A 23,753-nucleotide genomic window follows, 5' to 3' on the forward strand; every position below is an offset into this window, starting at 1 on the left:
TAGCGTAATACCTCTACGTCACGAGCAGTAATGTAGAAGCTATTGCAATTATATATTTTTGTGAAGGAAGCTTATCTTCTCTATATCACCTTTTAAACCTACTTCCATAGAAAATCTGAGATTCATATTGTGATTATCTTCATAGAAATTACAAATGTAACCATCAATAGTTAAGTTTCCTATCATATTATGACTTTCATCTAGTATTTCGCTTCCTATTTGATAATGGCCGGTGTATTCGTTAAAGGAACCATCTGTCAATTTGATATATCCGTTACCAAACTCCTGTTCTAAATTTAAAGGCTGATTAATAAAATCTATTCCATCCATAATAATACCTCAACTAAAAGCTAAATTATAATTAAAATAAGATGTTAAGTCAAGGTGTTAAGTAACTTAATAAGATTAGTGAATTTTTTAATGGAACGCTGGCTATAATTAGCATTCTAATCACATACTTTGTTGATATATTTATGCCATAATGGCATGGGTCTTCTATCTTAATTCTTGACTTTACCCTATAAAGTCTATATTTTACTTACCATTATAGTTCAAGTATATAAATCAAGATGGCGTCAAATCCGCTAGAACAATTTAAAGTATATACAATAATAGAACTACCAAAATTATTTGGGTATGACATAAACTTTACCAACTCATCCCTTTTTATGATGATCTCGGTGATATTAATGGTAATGTTTTTGCTCCTTGGAATAAGAAAAGGTGCAGTAATACCAGGATATTTGCAAGCTGCAGTTGAATATGTATATGATTTTGTTGTTTCAATAATAGAAAGTAACACTGGAAGCAAAGGTTTGGAGCACATTCCTTTGGTATTTACAGTATTTATTTTCATTTTATCGTGTAATTTAGTTGGTGTTCTTCCTTATAGTTTCACGGTCACAAGTCATGTGATAGTTACCTTCGCTTTATCAATGGTGGTTTTTACTTATATAACGATTGTTGGTTTTAAAGAAAAAGGAGTAGAATTTTTACGCATATTGCTACCAAAAGGAACTCCTTCGTGGCTTGCACCTATAATCATCATTATTAAATTATTTGCTTATTTAGTAAGACCGATTAGTTTATCAATAAGGCTTGCAGCAAATATGATTGCAGGTCATACAATCATTAAAGTGATAGCAGGATTCGTCATAAATATGAACATATTTCTTACTCCTGCACCTTTTTTGTTTATAATTGCACTAATAGGATTTGAAGTTTTTGTTGCAGTTTTACAAGCTTATATATTTACTATATTAACGTGCGTATATTTGTCAGATACAGTAAAGTGAGTGCTTGACTTACCTGTAGAACATTTTATAATACTATTAAAGAACAGTTAAAGGTAGTATATGGATTTAGTAGCTTTAAAATTTGTAGCGGTTGGTTTGATGGCGTTTGCTATGTTGGGTGCTGGTTTGGGTGTAGCTAATATTTTCTCTACTATGCTAAGTGGGATTGCGAGAAACCCTGAATCGGAAGGTCGAATGAAAACTTACGTTTATGTTGGTGCTGCTATGGTTGAGATTATGGGGTTTCTTGCGTTTGTAATTGCGATGATATTGATATTGTAGTGTTTGACACATGCCGCAGCTTGATGTTTCCACTTTCTCTTCCCAAGTTTTTTGGTTTTTAATTTTTTTCTCTTCACTTTTTTTTGTAGTAAGTTGTTTGTTCTTACCAAGGTTGGATGAAGTAATAAACACTAGGAGTAAGGGGATATTAGATTCTTTCAGTAGTTCTGTTCACCTTTTAAGACTTACAGAAGAGCAAATTGCCAAGTATAATGCAGCTTTAAATCAGGCTAGAGTGCGGGCAAAAAAAATCATAGATGATGCATTTGCTCAAGTAGAAGAAATGAGAGCGAATGTTAAGGATACATTGGAAGAGGAAGACAAGAAGATGATTAAACTTGTTGAAGAAAAGATAGTACAATTTAAGTCTAAGTATACTAGTGAATTGAAACAAATGGCTACTAGTATTGCTTTGATTTACTATACTAAGTTAACTAATTCTGAGATTGAAGAGGAATTTGTTGCTGATTTGGTATCCAAAGAATTTTAGGGTTTTTATGTCTACATTACTAGTTATAAGCCTTGCTTTTTTAGTGGGTTTTATCCTCTCTTATAAATTGCTAAGGAAGGTAATAAAAAACGCCCTTAACAGTAAACGTAATAAAAGCAAGTTTTCAAGTGAAGAAACTGAAAAATTCAGAAAAGATATGTTGGAGTATTACAAAAAATCTTCTGAAAAATACAAAAAATTAGATGTAGAAGTTAACAAAATGATGAATGAAGCACTTGATAAGGCTAATAGTATTATTAAGCATAATAGACAGCAACTCGATCAAGCGTTAGATGAAAATGCCCATTCTAATTTGAAGAAAGTTACTGACCAAGTTGAAAAAGCTCTTGGGGATTTACAAGCTAACACAGCGAGTATAGCTGCTGATGCTGTAAAGAAAATAATGCATGAACGTAAAGATGATAAGCGTAGTAGTGAGGTTATATCTTCGTTTTCACGTGACTTGAGCAAAAAGTTGCATTAAGTTTAATGCCTGTGCTTCAAACTGATAATGTAGAAAAAATTAAATTTGATTCTAGTTTATGCAAAGAACAAGATAAACTCTTCTACTATAGGTTTAATATAATTCCTTGGCAAAAATTAAATGATACTACTTTTTTTATGATTGAAGACATAAGCCAAGATATCAATCTTTGGGTCGAATCTCATTACGTTATTGAATATGTATTGATAAAAGTAGATAGCAAACAGATTGTAAATCTTCTTAACTCACACTTTGGCATTTCAGAATTCGCAAGTAACTACTTATATTATAAGAATCCTAATTTTCGGCTAAAAGCATTAGGCTCAGTTCAATCTTTTTTTTTCCTCTTTCTTTGTTATGATTTTGACTTTAACACTGACAAAAAAATATGCATATTTTGCTTTGATGTTGATACTTATAATCGGATGTTCTAGTTCTTTATTCAAATTTGTAACTAAAATTTTTGGCTTGCGTAAAGTTTCTAACCAAAAAGCAGATTATGATAAGATGAATGAACCTATATACTATTTTATTGCCTGCTTTTAAAGAGAATGCGGTTATAAAGCAATTGATTAAGAGCATTGAAAGTTTGGATTATCCAAAATAAAAATTAGATGTAAAGCTTGTGATAGAGAGAGATGACCAAGAAATGTTGGCAGCTATAGAAAAATGCACTTTACTACAGTATTTTGAAGTAATAAAAGTGCCTCATTCTCTGCCTAGAACAAAAGCTAAGTCATGCAATTATGCTATGAGCTTTGCTAGAGGAAAGTATGTAGTAATATATGATGCAGATGATAAGCCAAATCCGTTGCAGTTAAAAAAAAGCACTAATTGAATTTAATAAGGGAGACGAAAAGTTGTCTTGTGTACAGGCAAAATTAAATTACTATAACTTTGGTTGCAATTTTCTTACAAAATTCTTTTTTCTCGAGTATATGAGCTGGTTTCAATATTTTTGCCTGGATTTCAAAAAATGAACATGCCAATACCTTTGGGTGGTAGCAGTAACCATTTTCAGTGGAAATTTTAAAGAAAGTGCTTTTTTGGGATGCTTACAATGTCACTGAAGACGCTGACCTTGGTTTGAGACTTGCGCAAATGGGATATAAAACCAGGATTATTGATTCAGAAACATTGGAAGAATCACCAACTACTTTGTTTGCTTGGATCAAACAAAGAGCACGCTGGATTAAAGGTTATATGCAAACTTATATTGTTCATTTAAAAAATATAAAATTACTTTTTAAGCACACTGGGCTTAAGGGAGTTTTGCTATTAAACCTTTTTGTTGGTTCCTTAGCTTTTATATTTTTCACGACTCCTTTTTTGTTACTTTCATTGGTGCTGACTCAAATTTTGAATGAATTATTCTTATATTATTTTATAATAGTATACGGTATTAACTTGATTTTTTTTTGATAATAGCTATCGGACAACAAAAAATGCCTTTTTATTTTTATATAGTATCAATGTTTTTTCCCGTCTATAGTCTACTACAGAGCGTTGCAGCTTTTCTTGCTTTGTGGGAATTTGTTATTCACCCTCAGCAATGGAATAAAACTCATCATGGATTATGGAAGCAAAACCTGTAGCTATTTGGCTTTTTCTCTGCTCTCTCATGGTGATTTGCATGGTGGGAATTGGTGGATTTACCAGACTTTCAAAAGCAGGATTGTCAATCACGGAATGGAAACCAATTACCGGAACATTGCCACCGCTGAGTGAACAAGACTGGCTAAAAGAAAAATCAAAATATGAAGCTACACCTGAATATAAAGCATTTAATTATGGTATGAGTATGGAAGAGTTTCGCACCATATACTTAATAGAATATATTCACAGGTTAATTGCAAGGCTGACAGGTTTAGTTTTTATTTTACCATTTATATACTTTACACTAAAAAAAAGAATACCTAAAAATGCAGTAATAAGGTTATCTATAGCACTATTATTTGGAGTTTTACAAGCTTTTGCCGGTTGGTATATGGTTAAAAGCGGTTTGGTATCTAATCCTCATGTTAGTCACTATAAGCTCGCACTTCACTTGCTGCTTGCATTAGTTATCTTTGCATTATTGTCATATCAATTTTTTGATTACCAAATCAAACCAAAACAGATAATTAAAATTAATAGCAATATTACATGTTGCATATGGATAATTTTAATCCTAGTTACAATACAAATAATCTTCGGTGCATTTGTTGCAGGGTTAAATGCTGGTTTAATTTATAATACCTTTCCACTAATGGATGGGCAAATTGTTCCAGAAGATTTATTTTACTTACATCCTACTTGGCTAAATATCTTTGAAAATAGAGTAACAGTGCAATTCATACACCGGGCATTGGCATTGCTGATATTAGTTCTGACAGCGATACTCACAATAAAAAATGCCAGTATAAAACCATTATATGTTATGCTATTCTCCGTCATCATTCAGGTAATTCTGGGAGTAGTTACTTTGTTGCTGCATATACCAATGGCCATTGCTGTAGCCCATCAAATGTTTTCATTTATCTTATTTGGATCAGGTTTATACTGCTTGCGTTATTTAAGAAATCAGATCTAATACCAAATCACCAGCATGTATATTTTTTCCTTCTTTAACAGGGATATTTTTTATCACCATTTCTGATTCAGCACATATTATATTTTCCATTTTCATTGCCTCTACAACAAATAGAGGTTGTCCTACCTCTACCTGATCTCCAGCATTGACGTGTAATTTAACCAATAAACCTGATATTGGAGATTTTACAGCATCTACTGAAATCCCTTCTGTTTTGTTGTTTAGCATTAATTTGCTTAGTTCAGCTACATGAGGTTTCAATACACAACATTTAGCTTTCATACCTGCGTGTCTTATAAAGTATTTGCTGCCTTGCCTTTCTATTTTAAGTGCTATATCGGTATCATCATTAATTGTTATATATAACAACCTGTAACTTAGTTTCCACTTACCTACCACGGAGTATTTATTGTGGTTATATACTGTTGTTAATGTGTTATCTTGATATTTTGCATTTACGGAGTACTCATTATCGTCTATTTTCACTATGAATGCTTCATCTATTGACTTACTGTAATACTTTCCCTCATTTTCTAAATGAACATACAGTGCAATAAAAACAAATATTTTAATATATTCCTCTGTAATAAAATCACCTTGAAACCCGCTAGGGTAATGATCTGGAATGAATCTCGTGTGGAGCTTTGCTGCAATAAAATTTGTATTATGGAAGATGGATTCTAGAAATTCTATGTTGTTTATTACTTCCCCTATATAGCACTCAGACAAAGCTTTTTGCATTCTGCTGATCGCCTCTATTCTATCTTTTCCATAGGTTATAATTTTTGCAATCATTGAGTCGTAGAAAATGCTGATTTCTGAACCGCTAGCTACTCCATCATCTATTCTTACATGACCATTTTCATCTGGTTTTTCGTAATATTTGATTCTTCCGCTGGAAGGAAAAAATCTCTTTGATGGATCTTCAGCGCAAATTCTGCTTTCTATTGCATAGCCAATAAGTTTAATATCATTCTGACCAAATCCTAATTTTTCTCCGCAAGAAATTCTGATCATCTCTTCCACTATATCTATTCCAGTAACAAATTCTGTTACTGGATGCTCAACTTGTAATCTCGTATTTACCTCAAGAAAATAGAAGTTCTGGTTCTTATCTACAACAAACTCGACAGTACCTGCTGAAAAATAATCAACTTGCTTTGCCAAAGAAACACATTGAGCATACATTTTTTGTCTTACTTCTTCACTAATAAATGGGCTTGGTGTTTCTTCTATTATTTTCTGGTTATTCCTCTGTACCGAGCACTCTCTCTCCCCAAGACACACTATATTGCCGTATTTATCCGCAATAATTTGTATTTCGATGTGTCTTGGTAGTTCTATATATTTTTCTATAAAAATACTACCATCTTTAAAACTTTTCTCTGCTTCATTTGTTGCTGATGTAAATGCTAGTTCAATTTCTTTTTTGGAATATACAATTCGCATTCCTTTGCCACCACCACCTGATGCAGCTTTGAGCATAACGGGAAAACCAATCTCTTCAGCAACGATGGCTGCGTGGGCAGCATCTTCGATCTTACCCATATATCCTGGCACTACATTTACTCCAGCTTTTCTTGCCTCTTCTTTTGCTGTTATTTTATTGGCTGTAACTTCTATTGTTTCTGCACTTGGACCAATGAAATCTACGTTATGTTTTTCCAGAGCACGGGGAAAATCTGGATTTTCTGCTAAAAACCCATAGCCAGGATGAACCGCCTCGGCACCTGTTTCAACTGCTACTTCGCATATTTTTTCGATATTTAAGTAACTAAGATAAGCAGGCGAAGGGCCAATGTACCTTGACTCATCTGCTTGCCTTACATGCACAGAATTTGCATCTGCATCTGAGTATACAGACGCACAAGATATGCCCATCTTGTGCGCAGTTTTGATTATCCTGCAGGTAATCTCCCCTCTGTTCGCTACTAAAATCTTACTATACTTCTTTCTTATCATCTTGTCAGTATACTTTCTTAAGTTAAGAAAGTAAATTTCTATATTACTAACTGCAAATACTTCACACTGGGGCTAAACCACTATCTAAAAGTTGCATAACATCAGGATCTGTCACTATAGTGCTTTCGTTATAGAGGCCATATACTTCATTACATGCCTTAAATAACAGATATGAAGATCCCCCAGAAGCTATTGTTGCTATTGAAGCCAATGCAAGAGATTGAGAAGCCGAAAATAGAAGATACAAAGATACACACATAGTGACAGCACACACTATAGCTCCTACTATATATAAGCATATATGAAACTTCTTATTACATATAAAGCCACATTTTATATCTGCAATTTGCTTAACTTCCTTCCGCTCTGCAGGGTCCAAGAAATAAAGGGGTGATACTGCCTTCTTTCCGTCATCCTTAATATAGCTTTTATCGAGGAGTGCTTCCTTAATATATTTCTTATTATTCTTAAGTTCCTTTTCTAATCTTTTTACTTCTTCCCAATCTTTAGCTTCTTTTGCTTTCTTGACTTTGTTATCAGTATCTTCTTCTAGATACTTTATGATCTCCTGTAACGCAGATAACAGAAACCCTTTACTCGCTGCTATATGAAATGGGTTTCCATTTTCATCAATTCTATGCTTGGCTACACAAGCAACTCTTTTCTTGCAAGCTTCAATAAATTCATTTCCATCCTCTTTTTCTACAACTTGTCTTGCAATTTTAAATAAATTATCCATATATATACCTCACTGCATTCACTAATATTAAATTATAAAATGCAGTTTGTTAAAAATAAATGTAAATTGATCTTTCAAATTTACTATAGCTCCACGTTGTTGCAAGTGCAAATTTTAGTTATCATCGGTTACGTTATCACAATAAACAAATATGCCAGGTATAGTCACTAGATTCGCTCCATCACCAACAGGATTTTTACATATTGGAGGAGCTCGCACAGCTTTATTTAATTGGCTCTATGCGCAGCGTCATGGTGGCCAGTTTTTACTAAGGATTGAGGATACCGACAGAAAACGTTCAACACAGGAAGCAATTGATGCAATAATAGATGGGTTAAAATGGCTCGGAATAAACTATGATGGAGAAATAATATATCAATCAAAAAAAATAGAGCAGCACATTGAGGTTGCAAATCTTTTAGTTGAAAAGGGTAGGGCGTATCATTGTTATTGCTCCGAGAATGAAGTTGCGGAGAAGAAAATAAGGGCAAGAGAAGAAGGAAAAATATATAAGCATAAGTGTACTTATTCGACATCAAATGCAGAGCCTGTTATTCGCTTTAAAGTGCCAGACTCAGAAAATATTGTTGTTGACGATAAAATATACGGCCAAGTTAAAATAAATAGCGATCAGCTTGATGACATAGTAATCTTGCGCTCTGACAATACTCCAACATATATTTTTGCTGTAGTGGTTGATGACCATGATGCCGGAATAACCGATATTATACGTGGCTCTGATCATCTCACTAATACCTTCAAACAATTACTAATATATCAGGCTCTTGATTTTGATGTTCCACGCTTTGCACATGTACCGCTAATTCATGGAGAAGACGGGAATAAGCTATCTAAAAGGCATGGGGCTAAAAGTGTTTGCGATTATGAAAAGATGGGAATATTGCCACAGGCAATGCGTAATTACTTGCTAAGACTTGGCTGGAGTCATGGCAACGATGAGATTATTAGCGATGAGCAAGCAATAGAGTGGTTTAATTTAGAAAGCATCGGTCGTTCACCTGCACGGCTCGATTTCAAAAAACTGGAGCATCTGAATAAACACTATATTAGTAATATGAGCAATGAAGATATTCTGACTCTAATGCTTAGAGAAAATACTCTAACTGACAAAAAAAAGGGCTATTTACTGCAGGGACTGACAGAGCTAAAAAAAAGAGCAAACTATCTGGCCGAATTATTGGATTTAGCAAAATTTTATATTCAAGTTGATTTTAGTGAAGAAGCTGAGAAAATTGTCAAGTCTAACCTCAATATAATTAAGTTACTTGCAGCATTTTTCTCGAGTATAGGAGATGGAGATTGGAATAAGAATTTTTTATCTTCTCAGATTAAGGAATTTTCAAAATTACATAATATAAAAATGAGCGATATATACCACTCATTACGCGCCCCAATAACTGGAATAATGGATGCCCCTGGAATCATCGATATCATGGTAATTCTTGGTAAAGACGAGTGCATAAAAAGATTGCGATCAGTTTAAATAAAAAATTACTTGACAGACTCTGATGGCTTCATTACAGTGAAAATGGGGTTGTTTTAGGATCCAAAATCTGTCTTCGCCTGCGGGTTTTTTCGCTAAATAATCAAATTTCAGCAAAAAAAATATATAAGTTTATTTTTTCTAGCTCTTTATTCATATGGGAGGGTTTATGTCTAGAATTCCTGATACTTGACTGTTATTTTTAAGTTAAAAAAACAATTGGCGCCTATGGTTTTCACATTAAATCATTTTAAATTGTTAAAGTTGATATGGGCTTTTTTGCCTTTTTTTATTGGTATTCTTTCATATTTGATTATATCATTATACCGTGGTACCATATAGACTTCAGTTTCATGATAAGGGAAGTAGCTTCCGTCTCAGCTATGGAATTAAAAAAAATCAGTGTCTGGGTGCTAAGATGACACCTTCACAAGGGAGCAAGCATCAGCTACTCTCATGACATTCATCCAGTTGTCTTTTCGTTTACCTTATTTTGCACTTTGCTAAACAGATATTAAAATAGCAAGCTTCAAGGTCACAAGCCTGCTATTATTTACTGGTTACTTTACATCAATTTTCTTGATGTGTTTCTCTGACTTAGGTATGGTTACATGCAATACCCCATCTAAAAAGTTGGCAGATACCTTATCTCGCTCTACATTTGTTGGAAGTTGAATCGATCTATAGAAAGAACCATAGTACCTTTCTTTATGGTAAAACTGCTTATCTTTTGATTCATTATCACATGTTTTTTCACCCCTCACTATTAAGCTATCACCAGATATACTAATATCTATGCTTTCTTTAGGAACACCTGGTAATTCTAATGATAGGCAATAGCTTTCCTTTGTTTCATAAAAATCACAAACTGGTAGTAGACTACTGCCTCTTTTGGAAAGCTCTGGGTTCCACCCTGTAAAAAAGCTATCAAATATGTCATCAACGGCTCTTTGTAACCCTCTTACACTAAAATTATCACGATTATTGTTTTTATTTAAATGAACTATATTACTCATGTTGTACCTCCTTTTACTAATACATGAACTACGTAATCATTCCACTTATTAATTTCAATCCTAAATCTAAAATTTTTTAGATGCAAAAAATTTCCCCCTTTTACTATAACTTGATTATGAGAAAAATCCTATTTGGATTACCACGAGTAGTTCTATAAACTAGATTAACTGTAAAAAAAGGGCAAGTGTATGCAAATTTATTACTTCTCTTTCCACTTCCACAATCAAACAATTTTGAATGTTTCTTATTTGACTTGTCAACAATGAGAATTGGTATAACTGCTAGCTCCGTCTTTCAGCTATGGCATTAAACAATGACATGCATAAGATCTAATAATATGTATAATTTATAAATAATTTTGAGGTAATTTGTGAAATTGGGCGTTAATATTGATCACGTTGCAACCCTTCGCAACGCACGTGGAGCTTCTTATCCAGATCCATTAAAAGCAGCAAAAATAGCTATTGATGCTGGAGCAGATTTTATCACCGTACACTTACGAGAAGACAGAAGGCATATCAGAGATGAGGATGTATTCAATCTAAAACAAAACATTAGCACTGAGTTAAATCTTGAAATCGCAGCTACGGAAGAAATGCTCAACATAGCAAAAGAAGTAAAACCCTATTCCATTTGTATGGTACCAGAAAAAAGAGAAGAATTAACAACCGAAGGTGGCCTGGATATCGTGAATATGCACAGTAAACTTTCTGGTATAATAGAGGAAATGAACAGCTTTGACATAAAAGTCTCACTGTTTATTGATCCAAATATTAATCAACTAAAATATCTCGAGAAGCTAGAAAGAAAGCCTGACATAATAGAAATTCACACAGGGGATTACTGTGATAATCCATCAGAAGAAAAATTGAAACTTATTACTAACTCGGCAGAATACATTAATAAGCTAGGAATAGAATGCCACGTAGGGCATGGGATAAATTATAAACACGCTAAAAGAATAAAAAAGATACCTCACATCTCAGCCCTTAATATAGGCCACTCCTTAATCAGCGAGGCTATACTCCATGGCTTACACAGTGTAACTAAAAAGATGAAAATGACTATATCTAAATAGCTGATGCCTTCCCTTTGTTATTCAAAGTACTTGAAAGAGCTTGACTTGCTTTAAACTTTACCCTTTTCTTTTCAGGAATGGTCATAATCTCACCATTTTGAGGATTACGGCATTGTCTCTCCTTACTTATAGCAGTAGAGAATATCCCTATTCCATGTAAACGTATTTCACCTTTACGATCTAGATCGTTCTTGATTGTCTCCATAAAAATATCATGAAGCTTACCCAAACTAGCTTTTGTTATATCTATACCTTGACTAGAGCACTCTTTACTCAGTTGGTTTACTATATCTTCTTTACTCATAAATTACCTTAATATTGAAAAACTACATAAACAGCATATTATGCTAATGCCAATAGTCAACTAAATTCGCCATAAAAAGAGAAAATGTCATAAAACCTTGTAAGAACTTATATAATATTTACAAAAAAATACCATTATGAAACAATTATCTCTTAGAAAACTGACATTTTTTCCGAGCTTTATGTTGACCATATTTCTTACGCTCAACAACACGTGAATCTCTAGTTAGGAATCCACCTTTACGTAATATAGAGTGTAGATCTTGACTTATACTACTTAAAGCTCTGCTTATTCCATGAGCTAAGGCACCTGCTTGGCCAGATAGTCCTCCACCTTTTACAGTTGCAAACACATCATACCTATCTAACATAGAAGTTAATATGAATGGCGCTTTAATCATTTGACACACTGATTCTCTTTTAAAATAAGAAATTAAATCATCTTTTTTATTAACACTAAATTTTCCACTGCCTGGCTTCATCCATACTCTTGCTACAGATTCTTTCCTTCGACCTGTGGCATACGAACGGCCAAGTGAGTCAATCATTGCCTTTTTTGGCTGATCATTATTGTTTGTTTTCACTTTTTACTCCATTATTTCTTATTTTTACGATTTAAAGAGGCAAAATCTATTTTTTCAGGTTGCTGTCCTTGATGCTTATGTTCTGAACCAGAATAAACGTACAAATTTTCAAACCTTCTACGTGCCATAGGACCATCATCAAGCATTCTTTTTACTGCCATTTTTATCACACGCTCAGGGAATTTGCCATTTAAAATATTATCTGGAGTAGTTTTCTTTAAACCACCAGAATAACCTGTATGCCTATAGTAGATTTTATCTTTAAGTTTCTTTCCGGTAAAATGTACCTTTTCTGCATTAACAATGACTACATTATCACCACAGTCCATATGAGGTGTATATTCAGGTTTATGTTTTCCACGCAATAACATTGCTACAAATGCCGCAAGCCTTCCTACTACTAGCCCTTCTGCATCTATAACAAGCCATTTTTTATTAATTTGTTTCTCTTTTAAGAAAAAAGTTTTCATATATCAATACGTAACAGTAGGTTATGATATACTAAGTTGCTTGATAGTGTCAATAACATTAGTTATTGATTATTAAAGTAATTTATGCTAATAACTTGGACAACATGCTAGAAAGCAAAATGTTTCGATTGATTATTGCGTTTGTAATTGCTTTTTTTACCATGGGTTCCTATGCAATTAATTTGGAGGAAGCTATAAGCAAAGCTATCAAAAACAGCTCAAAAATAAAGTCCCAATTTTGCCAGTATAAGAGTGCTGAAAAACAACTAAAATCTTCTGGATTGGCTGGGTTTTTACCTGACATCAATTTACAATATGATTTCGATAGTAATTTTAATGTTATTAACGGTCTACAAAACTCTGGAAAACGTCTAACATTAAGTCAAAGAATAATAGATGGTGGTGGCACTTTTGCTACATTTGGCAGATCAAATCATCTTCTCAAAGCAGCAAAAATTAGATTTCAGCAATCTAAGCAAGAAGTTGCACTCAGCGCTGTGAAAGCATATGTTAGCGTTTTACAAAAGGCAGAAATATTAAAATTGGGGGAACATAAAGAACGTGTTTCTTTAGAACACTTGTCAGCTATGAAAAAACGCTTTTCTCTTGGAGAAGTTACTAATTCTGAAGTTTTGTTTGCAAAAGCAAAATTTTCATCTTCTATATCCAAAAGAGTTGATGCTGAAGGTGAATTAAAGCTCGCTAATATTGCTTACTATCATTTAATTGGTGAAGATGCTGATAATCTTCACGAGACTAATGGTAAACTACCTTCTATACCAGAATTAAATGAATGTTTGCAGTTAGCAAAAACCAACAACTTGTCCCTAAAAGCAGCTATTTATAAAAAAAGAGCTGCTGGAATGGAAGTGATTGCTGAAAGTTCCAAATGGCTTCCTTCTTTGAATCTAAGCGCAAGTAAAAATTTTGGAAAGGACAATATAAAATTAGACACATTACTAGAAAATGTGAATGTTGTCTTTACTCTCGATATTCCTATCTTTAAAAGAGGAGTTAATATTTTTGGTGCTAGTAGAGCTAAAATGGATGCAAAACAATCCACTTACGATTATTACGAAGCAGTAAAAAATATAGAACAATCAGTTATAAATGCTTGGAATAACGTGCTGACAGCAAAAGCTATTATTAAAGCAAGTCAAGAAGCAGAAAAAGCGGCAGCTTTAGCATTAGAAGGAGTTGAGCAAGAAGTAAAATTGCATTTAAAGAGTACAATTGATCTTTTGGATACTGAAGATGAATTATTTAAAGCACGTTCCGATCTAATTCAGGCAAAAAGCAATTATGTAATTAGTGTTTACAACTTGCTTTTTATGATAAATAGTATAAAGTTTTAAATTTAATGGTATGAGCGATAATCAATCTGTAAAAGATGTACTAGAAGATATAAAAAAAGCTATATCGGGTAAAAATCTAAGCGGCGATAGAGCAGAAATAATGGATGATGACGTACTATGCCTTGAAGAGGAGTACCCAGAAGACATTGAAGAAAAAGAAAATAGTGAAGAAGAGAATAATTGCCAAAGTGAGAAAATGAATAACCAATTTAATAGTTACAACTCAGAAGAGAAAAATTTGTATGATAATATCCAAATGAGTAGTAACAAAGTGAGCTATCAAGAACAAAGTAACGAGCATTTAGTTTTAAAAGAAAACGTAGAGGAAATTAAAACATTGCTTAAAAAGATGCAAAGCGAACTACGGCATAAACAACAAAAAAGAGCGGATCTTACTGTTGAAGAATTAGTTGTATCTCTTTTAAAACCTCAGCTTTCAGAGTGGCTGAATAAGTATCTACATGAATTGGTAAAAGAAGTAGTTGAAAAAGAGCTCAAAGATATAATCAATAATAAGTAGGTTATTAGTATAAAGACCAGAGTAAAAACAGCTAGAGGTAGAAAATTATCTTCAACAAGATGGCTACATCGCCATTTCAATGATCAGTATGTGCAAAAAACCAATAAGGACGGTTATAGATCGCGCTCGGCATATAAGTTAATAGAAATAGACGATAAATTTAAACTACTCCAACAAGGGCAAAAAATTATTGATCTTGGCGCTTTTCCTGGTGGATGGTCGCAAGTTGCATCTAAGAAAGGAGCGAGTGTGATTGCTGTTGACATAAAACCAATAAACGCAATTAGTGGAGTAGAGTGTATACAGTGTGATATTATCAGCGAACTTGAAATTTTAAGAGAAAAATTCAAGGATCACAAATTTGATGTAATTTTATCTGATATGGCACCAGAATCTTGCGGTTTAAAATCGTTAGATCATATCAGAATTATGCTTTTATGCGAAGCAGCGCTGAATTTTGCAAAGCATTTTTTGAATCATGATGGCAAATTTGTAGTAAAGATTTTTCAGGGAGAGTCTGATAAAGATTTCTGCAATGAGCTAAAAAAAATGTTCAAAACAGTAAGATACTTCAAACCAAAGTCAAGTAGATCTGAATCTACAGAAATTTATTTAGTAAGTTTAGGCTTTATTGGTGGCAACTATTCTGTATAGCAGGTACTTACAGAAATGTTGATGAATCTTATCCTATTAAACTGAAGATTAATAACGCTCGCACAAAAGCCCCTTTTCTTATTTAAATATTTATGATAATTAATTAAACTCTTGACTTTATTGCTTAAGTATATGATAATTAAAGTATATTATTATTATTATTTTTATATGAGAATTTTATATATATTTAGCATTGTTCGAACAGATATTAAGTATAGTAAATTGTGCAAATGATTTGGATGGTAATAACATAGTTGAAAAAATAAAAGAGCAACTAAACAAAAAAAAGAAGCATCTACTTATGAAGAATGGAAGAACGAAAGTTTTGATATAAATTATAAATTTAGTGTTTATGATTATTATGACAAAAAAGGATTGACATTATTAAATGTAGCATGTCTATATAATCAAGGAAATGTAGTAAAAGCTATTAGCAGCACAAGGTATAGATGTTAATTTGCGAGATGGATCTGGAAACACTCCTTTGTGTATAGCTCTTGATAAAGGTCATCACAAGATAGTAATAGCCCTATTAAAAGCCAATGCTGATATTGTACTAAAAGATTGTAATGACAAAAATCTGGCAGAAATATTTACTAAAAAAGCAATTGGGAAAGCAGTAGACTTGGGTGCTAATATATTTATTATTGCATCTTGTGTAGCTGCTATAGTAGTTACTTATGCATATTTTTTGGTGTATCATTATCAGTAGGTGCTATGGCTGTGGCTGCTGCTGTACTCACAGGACTTGTTGCTGGTGGTATTACGTATGAAGTGTATAAGCCTTGTGATGAGTTAAAGGAGGCTATTGCTGAAAAAAAACGTCAAGTCTTAGTCAGCCAGCTAAATGTAGTTAATGTACAATCAGAAGTGTCTTCAGAGTTAGGCGCAACAGTGTAGTTAAGTAGGAGGAAGAAGTCCCTTCTTCCTTTTCAGGTAGCTGACAATGGTTTCTTACCAAGAAAAACTTAGCATAACTTTTGTGCTCAAAAAAAAACTTCTGGATTACAGCATCAAGTGCTGGAATGGCATGGTGAAATATTATTAAAGTAGCCTCTGTCTCAGTGTCCATTTGGTGTCATTCAAGTCAGCTCTCTTCTTGTCATCCCAGTACTGTGATTCAGAAAACTGACCAGGTTGGTCACGCACTGGCTCTCCAAAATTACTTTAGCTATGAATATTAAGAAATTTACTAAATAAAAAAAAAGAGACAAAAAAATCCCCGCGTAACGAGTTTTAATAATGTAAATTGATAATGTGCTAACAAGCGCGATTTGGCTGAATGTAGAAAAAATAAAAAAAGCCGCCATAATCGTATGTAATTTGCCAATAAATATCTGAGCCTTTTTACTGAATTTTGTCATTGAGAGCGCGCGTATCAAAAAACAAGGAGAAATACTCTCATTGGTAAGATAAGAAAAGTGGGAAAGTTTGTCAAGTAATAAAACTAGAGAGCTCAAATGGAAGAAGGTAAACTCTTGGAAGAAGGTAAACTCTAAAGTGTACGTTCAGTAGCACTTTCTATAAGAGAGATTGTATTATCTATTCCATAGAGCTTGATAAAAGATCCCATTCTAGGACCGGTTTTTTGTCCAAGTAATGTTTCATACAAAAACTGAAACCAATCGCGTAAGTTATTGTAATTATGTTTTTTTCCGATGGAGAAAACCTGAGATTGAATCTCTTCAGCAGTGGCTGTAATAGGCAGGGAATGTAGGTTGTTCTTCAAATCTAGTAACGCTTCTTTCTCTTTTTCGTTTGAAGCTTTATACGCTTTTGTTGGCTTGATAAAGTCGTGATAATACCTAACTGCAAAATCCGAAAGCCTATCTAGCATTTTGTTGCTTTCTGGTGTAACGTTTGGTGCATAAGTTGATATAAAACCCCAAAGAATCTCTTTATTTTCAGCATTACAAGCTGCTGCCAGGTTTAAAAGTAACGAAAAATTTATGCCTGAAGTTTCTACGTTTGGAACTTTACCCTGGTGGATGTGCCATACAGGGCTATTTACATCCTTTTCTTCACTCTCATTGTAACGCTTAGCAAACTCTAAATATTCATCAGTTGATTTTGGTATCACATCAAAATATAAACGTTTAGCTTTTTTAGGACTCTGAAAGATGTATAATGCTAAACTCTCTGTGGGTGCATAAGTTAGCCACTCCTCAATTGAAATACCATTTCCTTTTGATTTTGATATCTTCTTTCCTTCTTTATCAAGAAATAACTCATAGCAAAACAAAAGCGGTGGTTTTTCTCCAAGTATTTTACATATTTGACTTGAAAGCATAGAAGATGGAGTCAAATCCTTTCCATGAGCTTCGTAATTAACTCCGAATGCAGCCCACCTCATCCCCCAATCAGGTTTCCATTGCAGTTTACATTTTCCTTTTGTCACTGGAACTTCTATTTTTTCCCCGTTTCGGTCTTCATACGTGATTGTTCCTTTATCTGTATTTGTTTCAATTACTGGAACTTGTAAAACTTGGGAAGTTTTTGGGCATATCGGCAAGAATGGACTGTAATTCTGCTGCCTTTCTTCCCGAAATGATGGAAGCATTACGTCCATCACTTTATCATAACTTTTCAGCAGGAGTAAAAGTTTTTCATCGTAAACTCCAGATTTATAACACTCTGTTGCACTCCTAAATTCGTATTCAAATCCAAACAAATCAAGAAATTTACACAACAACGAATTCATGTGATGACCATAACTCTCATGAGTGCCAAATGGGTCAGGTATCATGGTTAATGGCTTGTTCAGATTCTCTCTTAGCATTTCCTGATTTGGTACATTATCTGGTATTTTTCGCAAACCATCCATATCGTCGGAAACTGCAATGATTTTGATTTTTATACTAGGAGCTATTTTTTTTAGAGCGTTTGCAATAACTGTGGTACGAAAAACTTCCCCAAAAGTACCAATATGCGGTAAACCCGAGGGACCATAACCAGTCTCAAATATTATCTCTTTTTTATTAGGGAATCCTTGTAGTATTTTTTCTGCTTCTTGAAATGGCCAGCTTATAATCATTGAGTTTAAACTAATTATCTTACCTAAAGTGCTATTCATTTCAATAGATTTTTAATTAATGATGTAGTATTAGTGTTAGAGCTCTTGTTGGGAGGTTAAAGATATGTCTACTGGCAGCATACAAACGAATCAATTATTTAAAGGTCTTACAAGACCTGCGATGCTCTTTGGTGTGAGTTATATGTTTGCAATATTAAACGTTCTAATTTGCATGCTAATTTTCATTAATACAAGTGATCTTAGAGTAATTCTCCTGATGTTACCAGGTATACATGGACTTGGCTATATAGCTTCTGCAAAGGAACCGTTGTTTATTGAGTTATTTGTGGTAAAGTTGGGAAAATGCTCCAAATGTTTAAATAGGTTTTATCATGGAGCCAATTCTTATGACATTACTTGATGTTATGCAATGTTGAGATTTAGAGCTATTCAATCAAAGAATAAATCTATTCTAAGTAGAGAGGTTCACGCTGCTGAATTTATACCTTATTCTTTCTATTGGAATAGCACAACCTTGATAACAAAGCAGAATTGGTTAGTTAAATTTATAAAATTAAATGGCTTTGCGTTTGAAACGGCCGATGATGAAGACTTGGTGATACAAAATAATATCAGAAATCAGATGCTAAGAAGCATTTCATCTCCAGCATTTAGTTTGTACTTTCATACCATCAGACGTAAGAAAAATATTTTTTCTGATGAATTTGCAAGTCAGAGTTTACCAAATTTTTTTGCTAACCATGTAAATCTAAAATGGAGAGAAAAACACGCAACTAGGCAATCTTTTATTAATGATTTATACATTACAATTATTCGTAGGGCAGATACAAAGGGAGTAGAATTTTTATCACATCTACTGAAAAAATTTGGGCATGTAACTTCAAAACATGCTTGGGAAAGTGATATGCGTGATACCTATGAAGATTTAGAGGAAACGACAAATCGTATAGTAACAAGCCTTAGGAATTATTCACCTAAAGTTCTTGGAGTAAAAGAAACTCCAAACGGACTGTTTTGTGAAATAATGGAGTTTCTGTCTAGAATTGTAAATTGTGGCTTTGTTACAAATACGCTTTTTCCACTAAAAACTGAGATATCAAGATACTTACCAGTTCATAGGTTATTTTTTGGCCATAAGATGATACAGGTTGTGACTCATAATGAAAGTAAATATGCTGGAATAGTTAGTATCAAAGAATATGGAAATAATACTTCTGCAGGAATGCTTGATTCTTTTTTACAACTTCCTTATGAATTTATTATCACGCAGTCTTTTCAATTTACAAATAGGCAAATGGCAATTGCGAAAATGCAGATACAGCAAAATCGTATGATACAATCTGCAGATAAAGCTATTTCTCAAATAGCAGAAATTTCTCGTGCGCTTGATGATGCAATGAGTGGTAAAATTGCTTTTGGTGAACACCATTTAACCATTTTATGTATAGAAAAAAGTCCTAAATCATTGGACAATGCTTTATCATTGGTTGAATCGGAGCTTTCTAATTGTGGTGTTTATCCTGTTCGTGAGAAGGTTAATCTAGAACCAGCATTTTGGGCGCAAATTCCTGGTAATTTTGATTATATAGTAAGAAAAGGTACAATAAGTAGTCTTAATTTGGCCGGTTTTGCATCTCAACATAATTATCCTACTGGTAAAAAATTCAATAACCACTGGGGAGATGCTGTTACAGTTTTTGATACAACGTCTGGCACTCCATTTTTCTTCAACTTTCATATAAGGGATGTTGGACATACTATGATAATTGGGCCAACAGGTGCTGGCAAAACTGTTTTAATGAATTTTTTATGTGCTCAAGCAATGAAATTTTCTCCAAGAATATTCTTTTTTGATAAAGATCGCGGTGCAGAAATTTTTTTAAGAGCACTTGGTGGTATCTATACTATAATAGAACCAAGAACTAAGACAAATTTTAATCCTCTGCAACTTGACGATACTCCTGATAATAAAACATTTTTGATGGAATGGATAAAATCTTTAATTTTAGTGTACAACGATAAATTCACTTCAGAAGATATTGCTAGAATTAATGATGCAATTGAGGGAAATTTTAAATTAAAAAAAGAAGACAGATTTTTGAGAAATCTTGTACCATTTTTAGGACTTGCGGGCCCTGCTACTCTAGCTGGAGCAATATCTATGTGGCATAATGATGGCTCTCACGCTGCAATATTTGATAATAGAGAAGATTTGCTAGATTTTTCAAAAGCAAGAGTGTTTGGCTTTGAAATGGCTAGTTTGCTAAAAGATCCTGTTGCTCTTGGGCCGGTCTTGATTTATTTGTTTCATAGGATTAGTATATCGCTTGATGGCACTCCATCTATTATTGTTCTTGATGAAGCATGGGCGTTAATAGATAATCCAGTTTTTGCACCTAAGATAAAAGACTGGTTGAAAGTGCTGAGAAAGTTAAATGCTTTTGTGATTTTTGCTACTCAGAGTGTTGAAGATGCAAGTAAAAGTGCTATTAGTGATACGCTTGTACAGCAGACAGCAACACAAATTTTTTTGCCAAATCTGAAAGCTACTAGTGTCTATCGAGATGTTTTTATGTTAACTGAACGTGAGTATATACTGATCAAACACACAGATCCAAGTACTAGATTCTTTTTAGTAAAGCAGGGAGTTAATGCTGTAGTAGCTAGAATAGATCTGAAAGATTTGGATGATGTGGTCAACGTGTTATCTGGACGTGCAGAAAGTGTCCTATTATTACATGATATATTAAAAGAACTAGGAGATGATCCAAAGATGTGGTTGCCTGTGTTTTATCAAAAGGTGAAAAATGTTTAAAACTAAACTGTCATTACTGTTAGTTGCGATATTTTTATTAAATATAGATTTTTTACTCTCATATCCAGTATTTGCAGATGTAGTAAGTGGTACTGAAGAGACAGAATTTGTCAGCAGGTTTAATTCTAATGGTAGTTTTAGCCGTGCCTCCGATCCTGACTGTAAGGCGTTTGAGACAGGTGCAGCATTTGCTGGGATGGTAATTGCTATCGGTGCAATATTTACTGGTGTTGTTTTGATTGTCTCTTCTGTTGGTTTATTTACTTCTCTTGTTATCATTGGAATGATAGCTGCAATTATTGGAGTTTGGAAGGCAATTGGGGGGCTTATTGTTTGTCAGCATAGTTTTGTTAGGCATCCAGTTGCATACGATAATGATGGGAGATATAAAAATTTTAAACTAAAAGATACAGGTTATAGTGGTGATACAGATAAAAATTATCGAACAGAAGATGAATATTTTTCTGCATTACAGCAGAGATCAGGAAAAGGTGGAAAACAAACAGAGAAAGATATTTTAAACTTTACTGATTGGGAAGTTGTGAATGTTGATAAGGAACACTACTACTGGCCAAAAAATGGGGTTCAATATAGTGAATACATAGAAGTATGTCATCGCAATCCTTTAACATTTGGCAACCTTTTTAAGACGAATGACTTTAATTTCAGAGGGGAAGATGGATACATAGACTTTGATGTCAGAGAGAAAGATACTGGATATGAAAGTGGGTCATGGTCTCCGAAGGTTGATGGCGATCTAGAATGTAAAGTGCTTAAATCTGGACAGAGCGAAGACATATACGGATCAACGTTCAGGGCAGTGAGAAAAATGGGTAGGTTATGTGTGGAATTGGCTGAAGTTGGCGGAGCTGGAACTGCTTGGCCGCAAGGAATTGATATAGGATGCACGCAATTACCACCTGATCCGATTGCTCCTATGTGTGAACAATCTGTGATGTTATTCAAAAATAAAGATGGTACAGGTGGTGAAGAAAGGAATTTTATCAACGGGGATGAAGATTATAGAACTCTTATCAGGAAAAAAGAAAAAGAAGGAAAGATTTTTGTAGGTCATGACAACAAAAGATGTTTTAGCTCGTATGTCTCTGAAGCTTGCTACAATCAAGCGGGAAGTAAGTCATTATCTCCTATTCCTATAACTTCTATGATAGTGCAGTGCATTAAGGAATCGTTAGATAATTTAGTTGCAGGTATTGACTCAAATGGTGATAAGCTAAAATATGAAGATGGAGAAAAAAAAGGACAGGAGAAGGGTAGTTTTTTATCTGTAGCACAAGGAAAGTTGAAAAATACTGTAACTGCTGTTCTAGTTTTAGCTTTAATGCTGTTCTCTATAAAAGTTGTGTCTGGTGGAGTGCGTAGTCCGCAAGAAATGTACATGTTGATCATTAAATTCGCTTTAGTGATTTACTTTACGACAGGTAGCACTATGTCTCATTATTACGGGGAATTAACAAAGCTTTCAAATGGTTTGTCAGAGATAGTGCTTAAAGCATCATCTGAAAGTAAAAATATATGTAATTATGAGTCAGGTGCAGATTATGAATACGATCGTGCAGGAAAGAGGGTATCTTACAGTTATCTTGCACCTTGGGATAGGCTTGATTGCAGAATTTTATTTTATTTAGGTGCCCCTTTAGATGGAATTGGTGGCAAAATTGGTACTGGAGGTGTTGTAACGTTAGCGGTTTTGCTTGGCGCTGCTCCTGTCTTGTTAGTTGCAGGTTCGGTGATTGGTATTATTTTCGGTGGTGGACAGATCTTAGTAGCTCTTGTCTGTATATTTATGGCGATTTTGATGATGATGGTTATTTTGTGGATGTGCTATGTATTTATCTTATCTTTAGTTGCTCTTAGTGTAATTATCATCTTATCGCCTTTATTCATTCCTATGGTTTTGTTTCAACATACTAAGGGATATTTTGATGGTTGGCTAAAAGAGTTAATTACCTACAGTTTATACCCAGTTATCCTTTTTGCATTTCTATCTTTTATGTTCATAGCATGTGATAAAATCTATTTTAAAAATTTAAATTTTGAACTGGACGAGTCATATAAAACGAAACAAGCAAAAATCTCATATAGTGAGAAAAAACAGTGGTTTAAATTGAAAGATGGGGAATGTGATAAAAATGAAACTACTCTCGCATGTGTGATGCAAAATTATAGCTTTAAAAAGAGCAGCATACTTGGTCTATTCGACTTTACATACATGGAGTTTGGCAGCTCTCTAATCGGAGAATTGTTAAAATTGTGTTTAGTATTATTCCTCTTTTACCACTTTTTAAACGTTCTTCCCGGCATGGCTGCTGAGCTTGCTGGTAATCATAGAGCAGCACTTGGTTCAGGTGGAACCCCTGCACAAATGGTGAATAAAGCTTTATCTGCTGCCAAAGCTGTTGCTGGAGGTGCTGGTCAAGCTGCTGCTGCGGCTGTAAATAAGGCAAGAGGGGCTATTGGAGGAGGTGGAGATGATAATAAGGGATCGGGATCTTCCTCTGGAGGAGGTGGAGATGATAATAAGGGATCGGGATCTTCCTCTAGTGAATCTATAAAATCAGGTGGAGAGTGAGC

Annotated in this window: 27 protein-coding genes; 19 read left to right on the plus strand and 8 right to left on the minus strand. The window is 33.9% G+C overall.

The window, feature by feature from the left end:
- Positions 1-48 precede the first annotated feature (48 nt).
- Positions 49-330 (minus strand): hypothetical protein, encoded by a 282-nt coding sequence (locus wTKK_RS04390; protein ID WP_407512346.1) that lies wholly within the window; start codon positions 328-330, stop codon positions 49-51.
- A 239-nt stretch (positions 331-569) separates the two neighbouring features.
- Between wTKK_RS04390 and wTKK_RS04395 the strand changes: the two genes are divergently transcribed.
- From wTKK_RS04395 to wTKK_RS04430, 8 genes are all read left to right on the plus strand, one after another.
- Complete coding sequence (locus wTKK_RS04395; RefSeq protein ID WP_407512349.1) at positions 570-1,295, plus strand: F0F1 ATP synthase subunit A; 726 nt, start codon at positions 570-572, stop codon at positions 1,293-1,295.
- A gap of 60 nt (positions 1,296-1,355) precedes the next feature.
- Positions 1,356-1,577 carry a F0F1 ATP synthase subunit C gene (locus wTKK_RS04400; protein ID WP_068652396.1) on the plus strand — a complete coding sequence of 74 codons (222 nt, stop codon included), beginning with the start codon at positions 1,356-1,358 and terminating at the stop codon, positions 1,575-1,577.
- A gap of 10 nt (positions 1,578-1,587) precedes the next feature.
- Positions 1,588-2,067 (plus strand): F0F1 ATP synthase subunit B family protein, encoded by a 480-nt coding sequence (locus wTKK_RS04405; protein ID WP_407512352.1) that lies wholly within the window; start codon positions 1,588-1,590, stop codon positions 2,065-2,067.
- 7 nt (positions 2,068-2,074) lie between these two features.
- Positions 2,075-2,551, plus strand: coding sequence for a F0F1 ATP synthase subunit B family protein (locus wTKK_RS04410; RefSeq protein ID WP_407512353.1), 477 nt, complete (start codon positions 2,075-2,077; stop codon positions 2,549-2,551).
- Between the two features lie 5 nt (positions 2,552-2,556).
- Positions 2,557-2,985, plus strand: a complete 429-nt coding sequence (locus wTKK_RS04415; RefSeq protein WP_407512355.1) for a hypothetical protein — start codon at positions 2,557-2,559, stop codon at positions 2,983-2,985.
- A gap of 191 nt (positions 2,986-3,176) precedes the next feature.
- Positions 3,177-3,389, plus strand: a complete 213-nt coding sequence (locus wTKK_RS04420) for a glycosyltransferase (protein WP_407512357.1) — start codon at positions 3,177-3,179, stop codon at positions 3,387-3,389.
- Between the two features lie 182 nt (positions 3,390-3,571).
- Positions 3,572-3,973: a glycosyltransferase family 2 protein gene (locus wTKK_RS04425; RefSeq protein WP_407512359.1), complete on the plus strand. Its 402-nt coding sequence runs from the start codon at positions 3,572-3,574 to the stop codon at positions 3,971-3,973.
- A gap of 154 nt (positions 3,974-4,127) precedes the next feature.
- Positions 4,128-5,123: a COX15/CtaA family protein gene (locus wTKK_RS04430; protein ID WP_407512361.1), complete on the plus strand. Its 996-nt coding sequence runs from the start codon at positions 4,128-4,130 to the stop codon at positions 5,121-5,123.
- Here wTKK_RS04430 and wTKK_RS04435 read toward each other — a convergent pair.
- Both wTKK_RS04435 and wTKK_RS04440 read right to left on the minus strand, forming a co-directional pair.
- Positions 5,106-7,085 carry an ATP-binding protein gene (locus wTKK_RS04435; protein WP_407512363.1) on the minus strand — a complete coding sequence of 660 codons (1,980 nt, stop codon included), beginning with the start codon at positions 7,083-7,085 and terminating at the stop codon, positions 5,106-5,108. The genes wTKK_RS04430 and wTKK_RS04435 overlap by 18 nt on opposite strands.
- Positions 7,086-7,146: 61 nt before the next feature.
- The gene (locus wTKK_RS04440) at positions 7,147-7,824 is read right to left on the minus strand and encodes an ankyrin repeat domain-containing protein (protein WP_407512365.1); all 678 of its coding nucleotides are present in this window, start codon (positions 7,822-7,824) and stop codon (positions 7,147-7,149) included.
- A 151-nt stretch (positions 7,825-7,975) separates the two neighbouring features.
- Here wTKK_RS04440 and gltX point away from each other — a divergent pair, with 151 nt between their 5' ends.
- Positions 7,976-9,328, plus strand: a complete 1,353-nt coding sequence (gltX, locus tag wTKK_RS04445; protein ID WP_407512367.1) for a glutamate--tRNA ligase — start codon at positions 7,976-7,978, stop codon at positions 9,326-9,328.
- A gap of 560 nt (positions 9,329-9,888) precedes the next feature.
- Here the strand turns inward: gltX and wTKK_RS04450 are convergent.
- A complete protein-coding gene (locus tag wTKK_RS04450) occupies positions 9,889-10,344 on the minus strand; it encodes an Hsp20/alpha crystallin family protein (RefSeq protein WP_407512368.1) in 456 nt (151 codons plus the stop codon).
- Between the two features lie 371 nt (positions 10,345-10,715).
- Here wTKK_RS04450 and wTKK_RS04455 point away from each other — a divergent pair, with 371 nt between their 5' ends.
- On the plus strand, positions 10,716-11,423 hold the full coding sequence (locus wTKK_RS04455) for a pyridoxine 5'-phosphate synthase (protein WP_407512370.1): 708 nt from the start codon (positions 10,716-10,718) through the stop codon (positions 11,421-11,423).
- On the opposite strand, the gene wTKK_RS04460 is transcribed toward wTKK_RS04455, so the two are convergent.
- The 3 genes from wTKK_RS04460 to rplM all read right to left on the minus strand — a co-directional run bounded on the left by wTKK_RS04460 (position 11,416) and on the right by rplM (position 12,780).
- Complete coding sequence (locus tag wTKK_RS04460) at positions 11,416-11,727, minus strand: HU family DNA-binding protein (RefSeq protein ID WP_407512372.1); 312 nt, start codon at positions 11,725-11,727, stop codon at positions 11,416-11,418. The two genes, wTKK_RS04455 and wTKK_RS04460, sit on opposite strands and share 8 nt — an antisense overlap.
- A 145-nt stretch (positions 11,728-11,872) precedes the next feature.
- Positions 11,873-12,274 (minus strand): 30S ribosomal protein S9, encoded by a 402-nt coding sequence (gene rpsI, locus wTKK_RS04465; protein WP_407512784.1) that lies wholly within the window; start codon positions 12,272-12,274, stop codon positions 11,873-11,875.
- A 47-nt stretch (positions 12,275-12,321) separates the two neighbouring features.
- A complete protein-coding gene (rplM, locus tag wTKK_RS04470; RefSeq protein ID WP_407512374.1) occupies positions 12,322-12,780 on the minus strand; it encodes a 50S ribosomal protein L13 in 459 nt (152 codons plus the stop codon).
- Between the two features lie 119 nt (positions 12,781-12,899).
- On the opposite strand from rplM, the gene wTKK_RS04475 reads away from it, so the two are divergent.
- The 6 genes from wTKK_RS04475 (at position 12,900) to wTKK_RS04500 (ending at position 16,209) form a co-directional block, all read left to right on the plus strand.
- Complete coding sequence (locus wTKK_RS04475) at positions 12,900-14,135, plus strand: TolC family protein (protein ID WP_407512786.1); 1,236 nt, start codon at positions 12,900-12,902, stop codon at positions 14,133-14,135.
- 10 nt (positions 14,136-14,145) lie between these two features.
- Complete coding sequence (locus tag wTKK_RS04480; RefSeq protein ID WP_407512375.1) at positions 14,146-14,655, plus strand: PopZ family protein; 510 nt, start codon at positions 14,146-14,148, stop codon at positions 14,653-14,655.
- A gap of 3 nt (positions 14,656-14,658) precedes the next feature.
- The gene (locus tag wTKK_RS04485; protein ID WP_407512787.1) at positions 14,659-15,309 is read left to right on the plus strand and encodes an RlmE family RNA methyltransferase; all 651 of its coding nucleotides are present in this window, start codon (positions 14,659-14,661) and stop codon (positions 15,307-15,309) included.
- Between the two features lie 193 nt (positions 15,310-15,502).
- Positions 15,503-15,643, plus strand: a complete 141-nt coding sequence (locus tag wTKK_RS04490; protein ID WP_407512377.1) for a hypothetical protein — start codon at positions 15,503-15,505, stop codon at positions 15,641-15,643.
- Positions 15,644-15,766: 123 nt separating this feature from the next.
- Positions 15,767-16,021: a hypothetical protein gene (locus wTKK_RS04495; RefSeq protein WP_407512378.1), complete on the plus strand. Its 255-nt coding sequence runs from the start codon at positions 15,767-15,769 to the stop codon at positions 16,019-16,021.
- 5 nt (positions 16,022-16,026) lie between these two features.
- Positions 16,027-16,209 carry a hypothetical protein gene (locus wTKK_RS04500; RefSeq protein ID WP_407512379.1) on the plus strand — a complete coding sequence of 61 codons (183 nt, stop codon included), beginning with the start codon at positions 16,027-16,029 and terminating at the stop codon, positions 16,207-16,209.
- 595 nt (positions 16,210-16,804) lie between these two features.
- Here wTKK_RS04500 and wTKK_RS04505 read toward each other — a convergent pair.
- Positions 16,805-18,382 (minus strand): lysine--tRNA ligase, encoded by a 1,578-nt coding sequence (locus wTKK_RS04505; RefSeq protein WP_407512380.1) that lies wholly within the window; start codon positions 18,380-18,382, stop codon positions 16,805-16,807.
- A gap of 64 nt (positions 18,383-18,446) precedes the next feature.
- On the opposite strand from wTKK_RS04505, the gene wTKK_RS04510 reads away from it, so the two are divergent.
- From wTKK_RS04510 to wTKK_RS04520, 3 genes are read left to right on the plus strand one after another with little or no spacing between them, the layout of a single operon-like run.
- Complete coding sequence (locus wTKK_RS04510; RefSeq protein WP_407512382.1) at positions 18,447-18,743, plus strand: type IV secretion system protein VirB3; 297 nt, start codon at positions 18,447-18,449, stop codon at positions 18,741-18,743.
- A gap of 9 nt (positions 18,744-18,752) precedes the next feature.
- Positions 18,753-21,158: a VirB4 family type IV secretion/conjugal transfer ATPase gene (locus wTKK_RS04515; RefSeq protein WP_407512384.1), complete on the plus strand. Its 2,406-nt coding sequence runs from the start codon at positions 18,753-18,755 to the stop codon at positions 21,156-21,158.
- Positions 21,151-23,751, plus strand: a complete 2,601-nt coding sequence (locus wTKK_RS04520; RefSeq protein WP_407512385.1) for a TrbL/VirB6 family protein — start codon at positions 21,151-21,153, stop codon at positions 23,749-23,751. The genes wTKK_RS04515 and wTKK_RS04520 overlap by 8 nt, the downstream gene beginning before the upstream one ends.
- The last annotated feature ends 2 nt before the right edge of the window (positions 23,752-23,753 follow it).

It is taken from the genome of Wolbachia endosymbiont of Trichogramma kaykai (assembly GCF_045765165.1).
GTDB lineage: Bacteria > Pseudomonadota > Alphaproteobacteria > Rickettsiales > Anaplasmataceae > Wolbachia.

Excerpts from the sequence above, each read along its gene's own strand:
- wTKK_RS04390 (WP_407512346.1), bottom strand. The coding sequence starts at position 330 with ATGGATGGAATAGATTTTATTAATCAGCCTTTAAATTTAGAACAGGAG.
- wTKK_RS04395 (WP_407512349.1), top strand. The coding sequence starts at position 570 with ATGGCGTCAAATCCGCTAGAACAATTTAAAGTATATACAATAATAGAA.
- wTKK_RS04400 (WP_068652396.1), top strand. The coding sequence starts at position 1,356 with ATGGATTTAGTAGCTTTAAAATTTGTAGCGGTTGGTTTGATGGCGTTT.
- wTKK_RS04405 (WP_407512352.1), top strand. The coding sequence starts at position 1,588 with ATGCCGCAGCTTGATGTTTCCACTTTCTCTTCCCAAGTTTTTTGGTTT.
- wTKK_RS04410 (WP_407512353.1), top strand. The coding sequence starts at position 2,075 with ATGTCTACATTACTAGTTATAAGCCTTGCTTTTTTAGTGGGTTTTATC.
- wTKK_RS04415 (WP_407512355.1), top strand. The coding sequence starts at position 2,557 with ATGCCTGTGCTTCAAACTGATAATGTAGAAAAAATTAAATTTGATTCT.
- wTKK_RS04430 (WP_407512361.1), top strand. The coding sequence starts at position 4,128 with ATGGAAGCAAAACCTGTAGCTATTTGGCTTTTTCTCTGCTCTCTCATG.
- wTKK_RS04435 (WP_407512363.1), bottom strand. The coding sequence starts at position 7,085 with ATGATAAGAAAGAAGTATAGTAAGATTTTAGTAGCGAACAGAGGGGAG.
- wTKK_RS04440 (WP_407512365.1), bottom strand. The coding sequence starts at position 7,824 with ATGGATAATTTATTTAAAATTGCAAGACAAGTTGTAGAAAAAGAGGAT.
- gltX (WP_407512367.1), top strand. The coding sequence starts at position 7,976 with ATGCCAGGTATAGTCACTAGATTCGCTCCATCACCAACAGGATTTTTA.
- wTKK_RS04450 (WP_407512368.1), bottom strand. The coding sequence starts at position 10,344 with ATGAGTAATATAGTTCATTTAAATAAAAACAATAATCGTGATAATTTT.
- wTKK_RS04460 (WP_407512372.1), bottom strand. The coding sequence starts at position 11,727 with ATGAGTAAAGAAGATATAGTAAACCAACTGAGTAAAGAGTGCTCTAGT.
- rpsI (WP_407512784.1), bottom strand. The coding sequence starts at position 12,274 with ATGATTGACTCACTTGGCCGTTCGTATGCCACAGGTCGAAGGAAAGAA.
- rplM (WP_407512374.1), bottom strand. The coding sequence starts at position 12,780 with ATGAAAACTTTTTTCTTAAAAGAGAAACAAATTAATAAAAAATGGCTT.
- wTKK_RS04475 (WP_407512786.1), top strand. The coding sequence starts at position 12,900 with ATGTTTCGATTGATTATTGCGTTTGTAATTGCTTTTTTTACCATGGGT.
- wTKK_RS04480 (WP_407512375.1), top strand. The coding sequence starts at position 14,146 with ATGAGCGATAATCAATCTGTAAAAGATGTACTAGAAGATATAAAAAAA.
- wTKK_RS04500 (WP_407512379.1), top strand. The coding sequence starts at position 16,027 with ATGGCTGTGGCTGCTGCTGTACTCACAGGACTTGTTGCTGGTGGTATT.
- wTKK_RS04505 (WP_407512380.1), bottom strand. The coding sequence starts at position 18,382 with ATGAATAGCACTTTAGGTAAGATAATTAGTTTAAACTCAATGATTATA.
- wTKK_RS04510 (WP_407512382.1), top strand. The coding sequence starts at position 18,447 with ATGTCTACTGGCAGCATACAAACGAATCAATTATTTAAAGGTCTTACA.
- wTKK_RS04515 (WP_407512384.1), top strand. The coding sequence starts at position 18,753 with ATGTTGAGATTTAGAGCTATTCAATCAAAGAATAAATCTATTCTAAGT.
- wTKK_RS04520 (WP_407512385.1), top strand. The coding sequence starts at position 21,151 with ATGTTTAAAACTAAACTGTCATTACTGTTAGTTGCGATATTTTTATTA.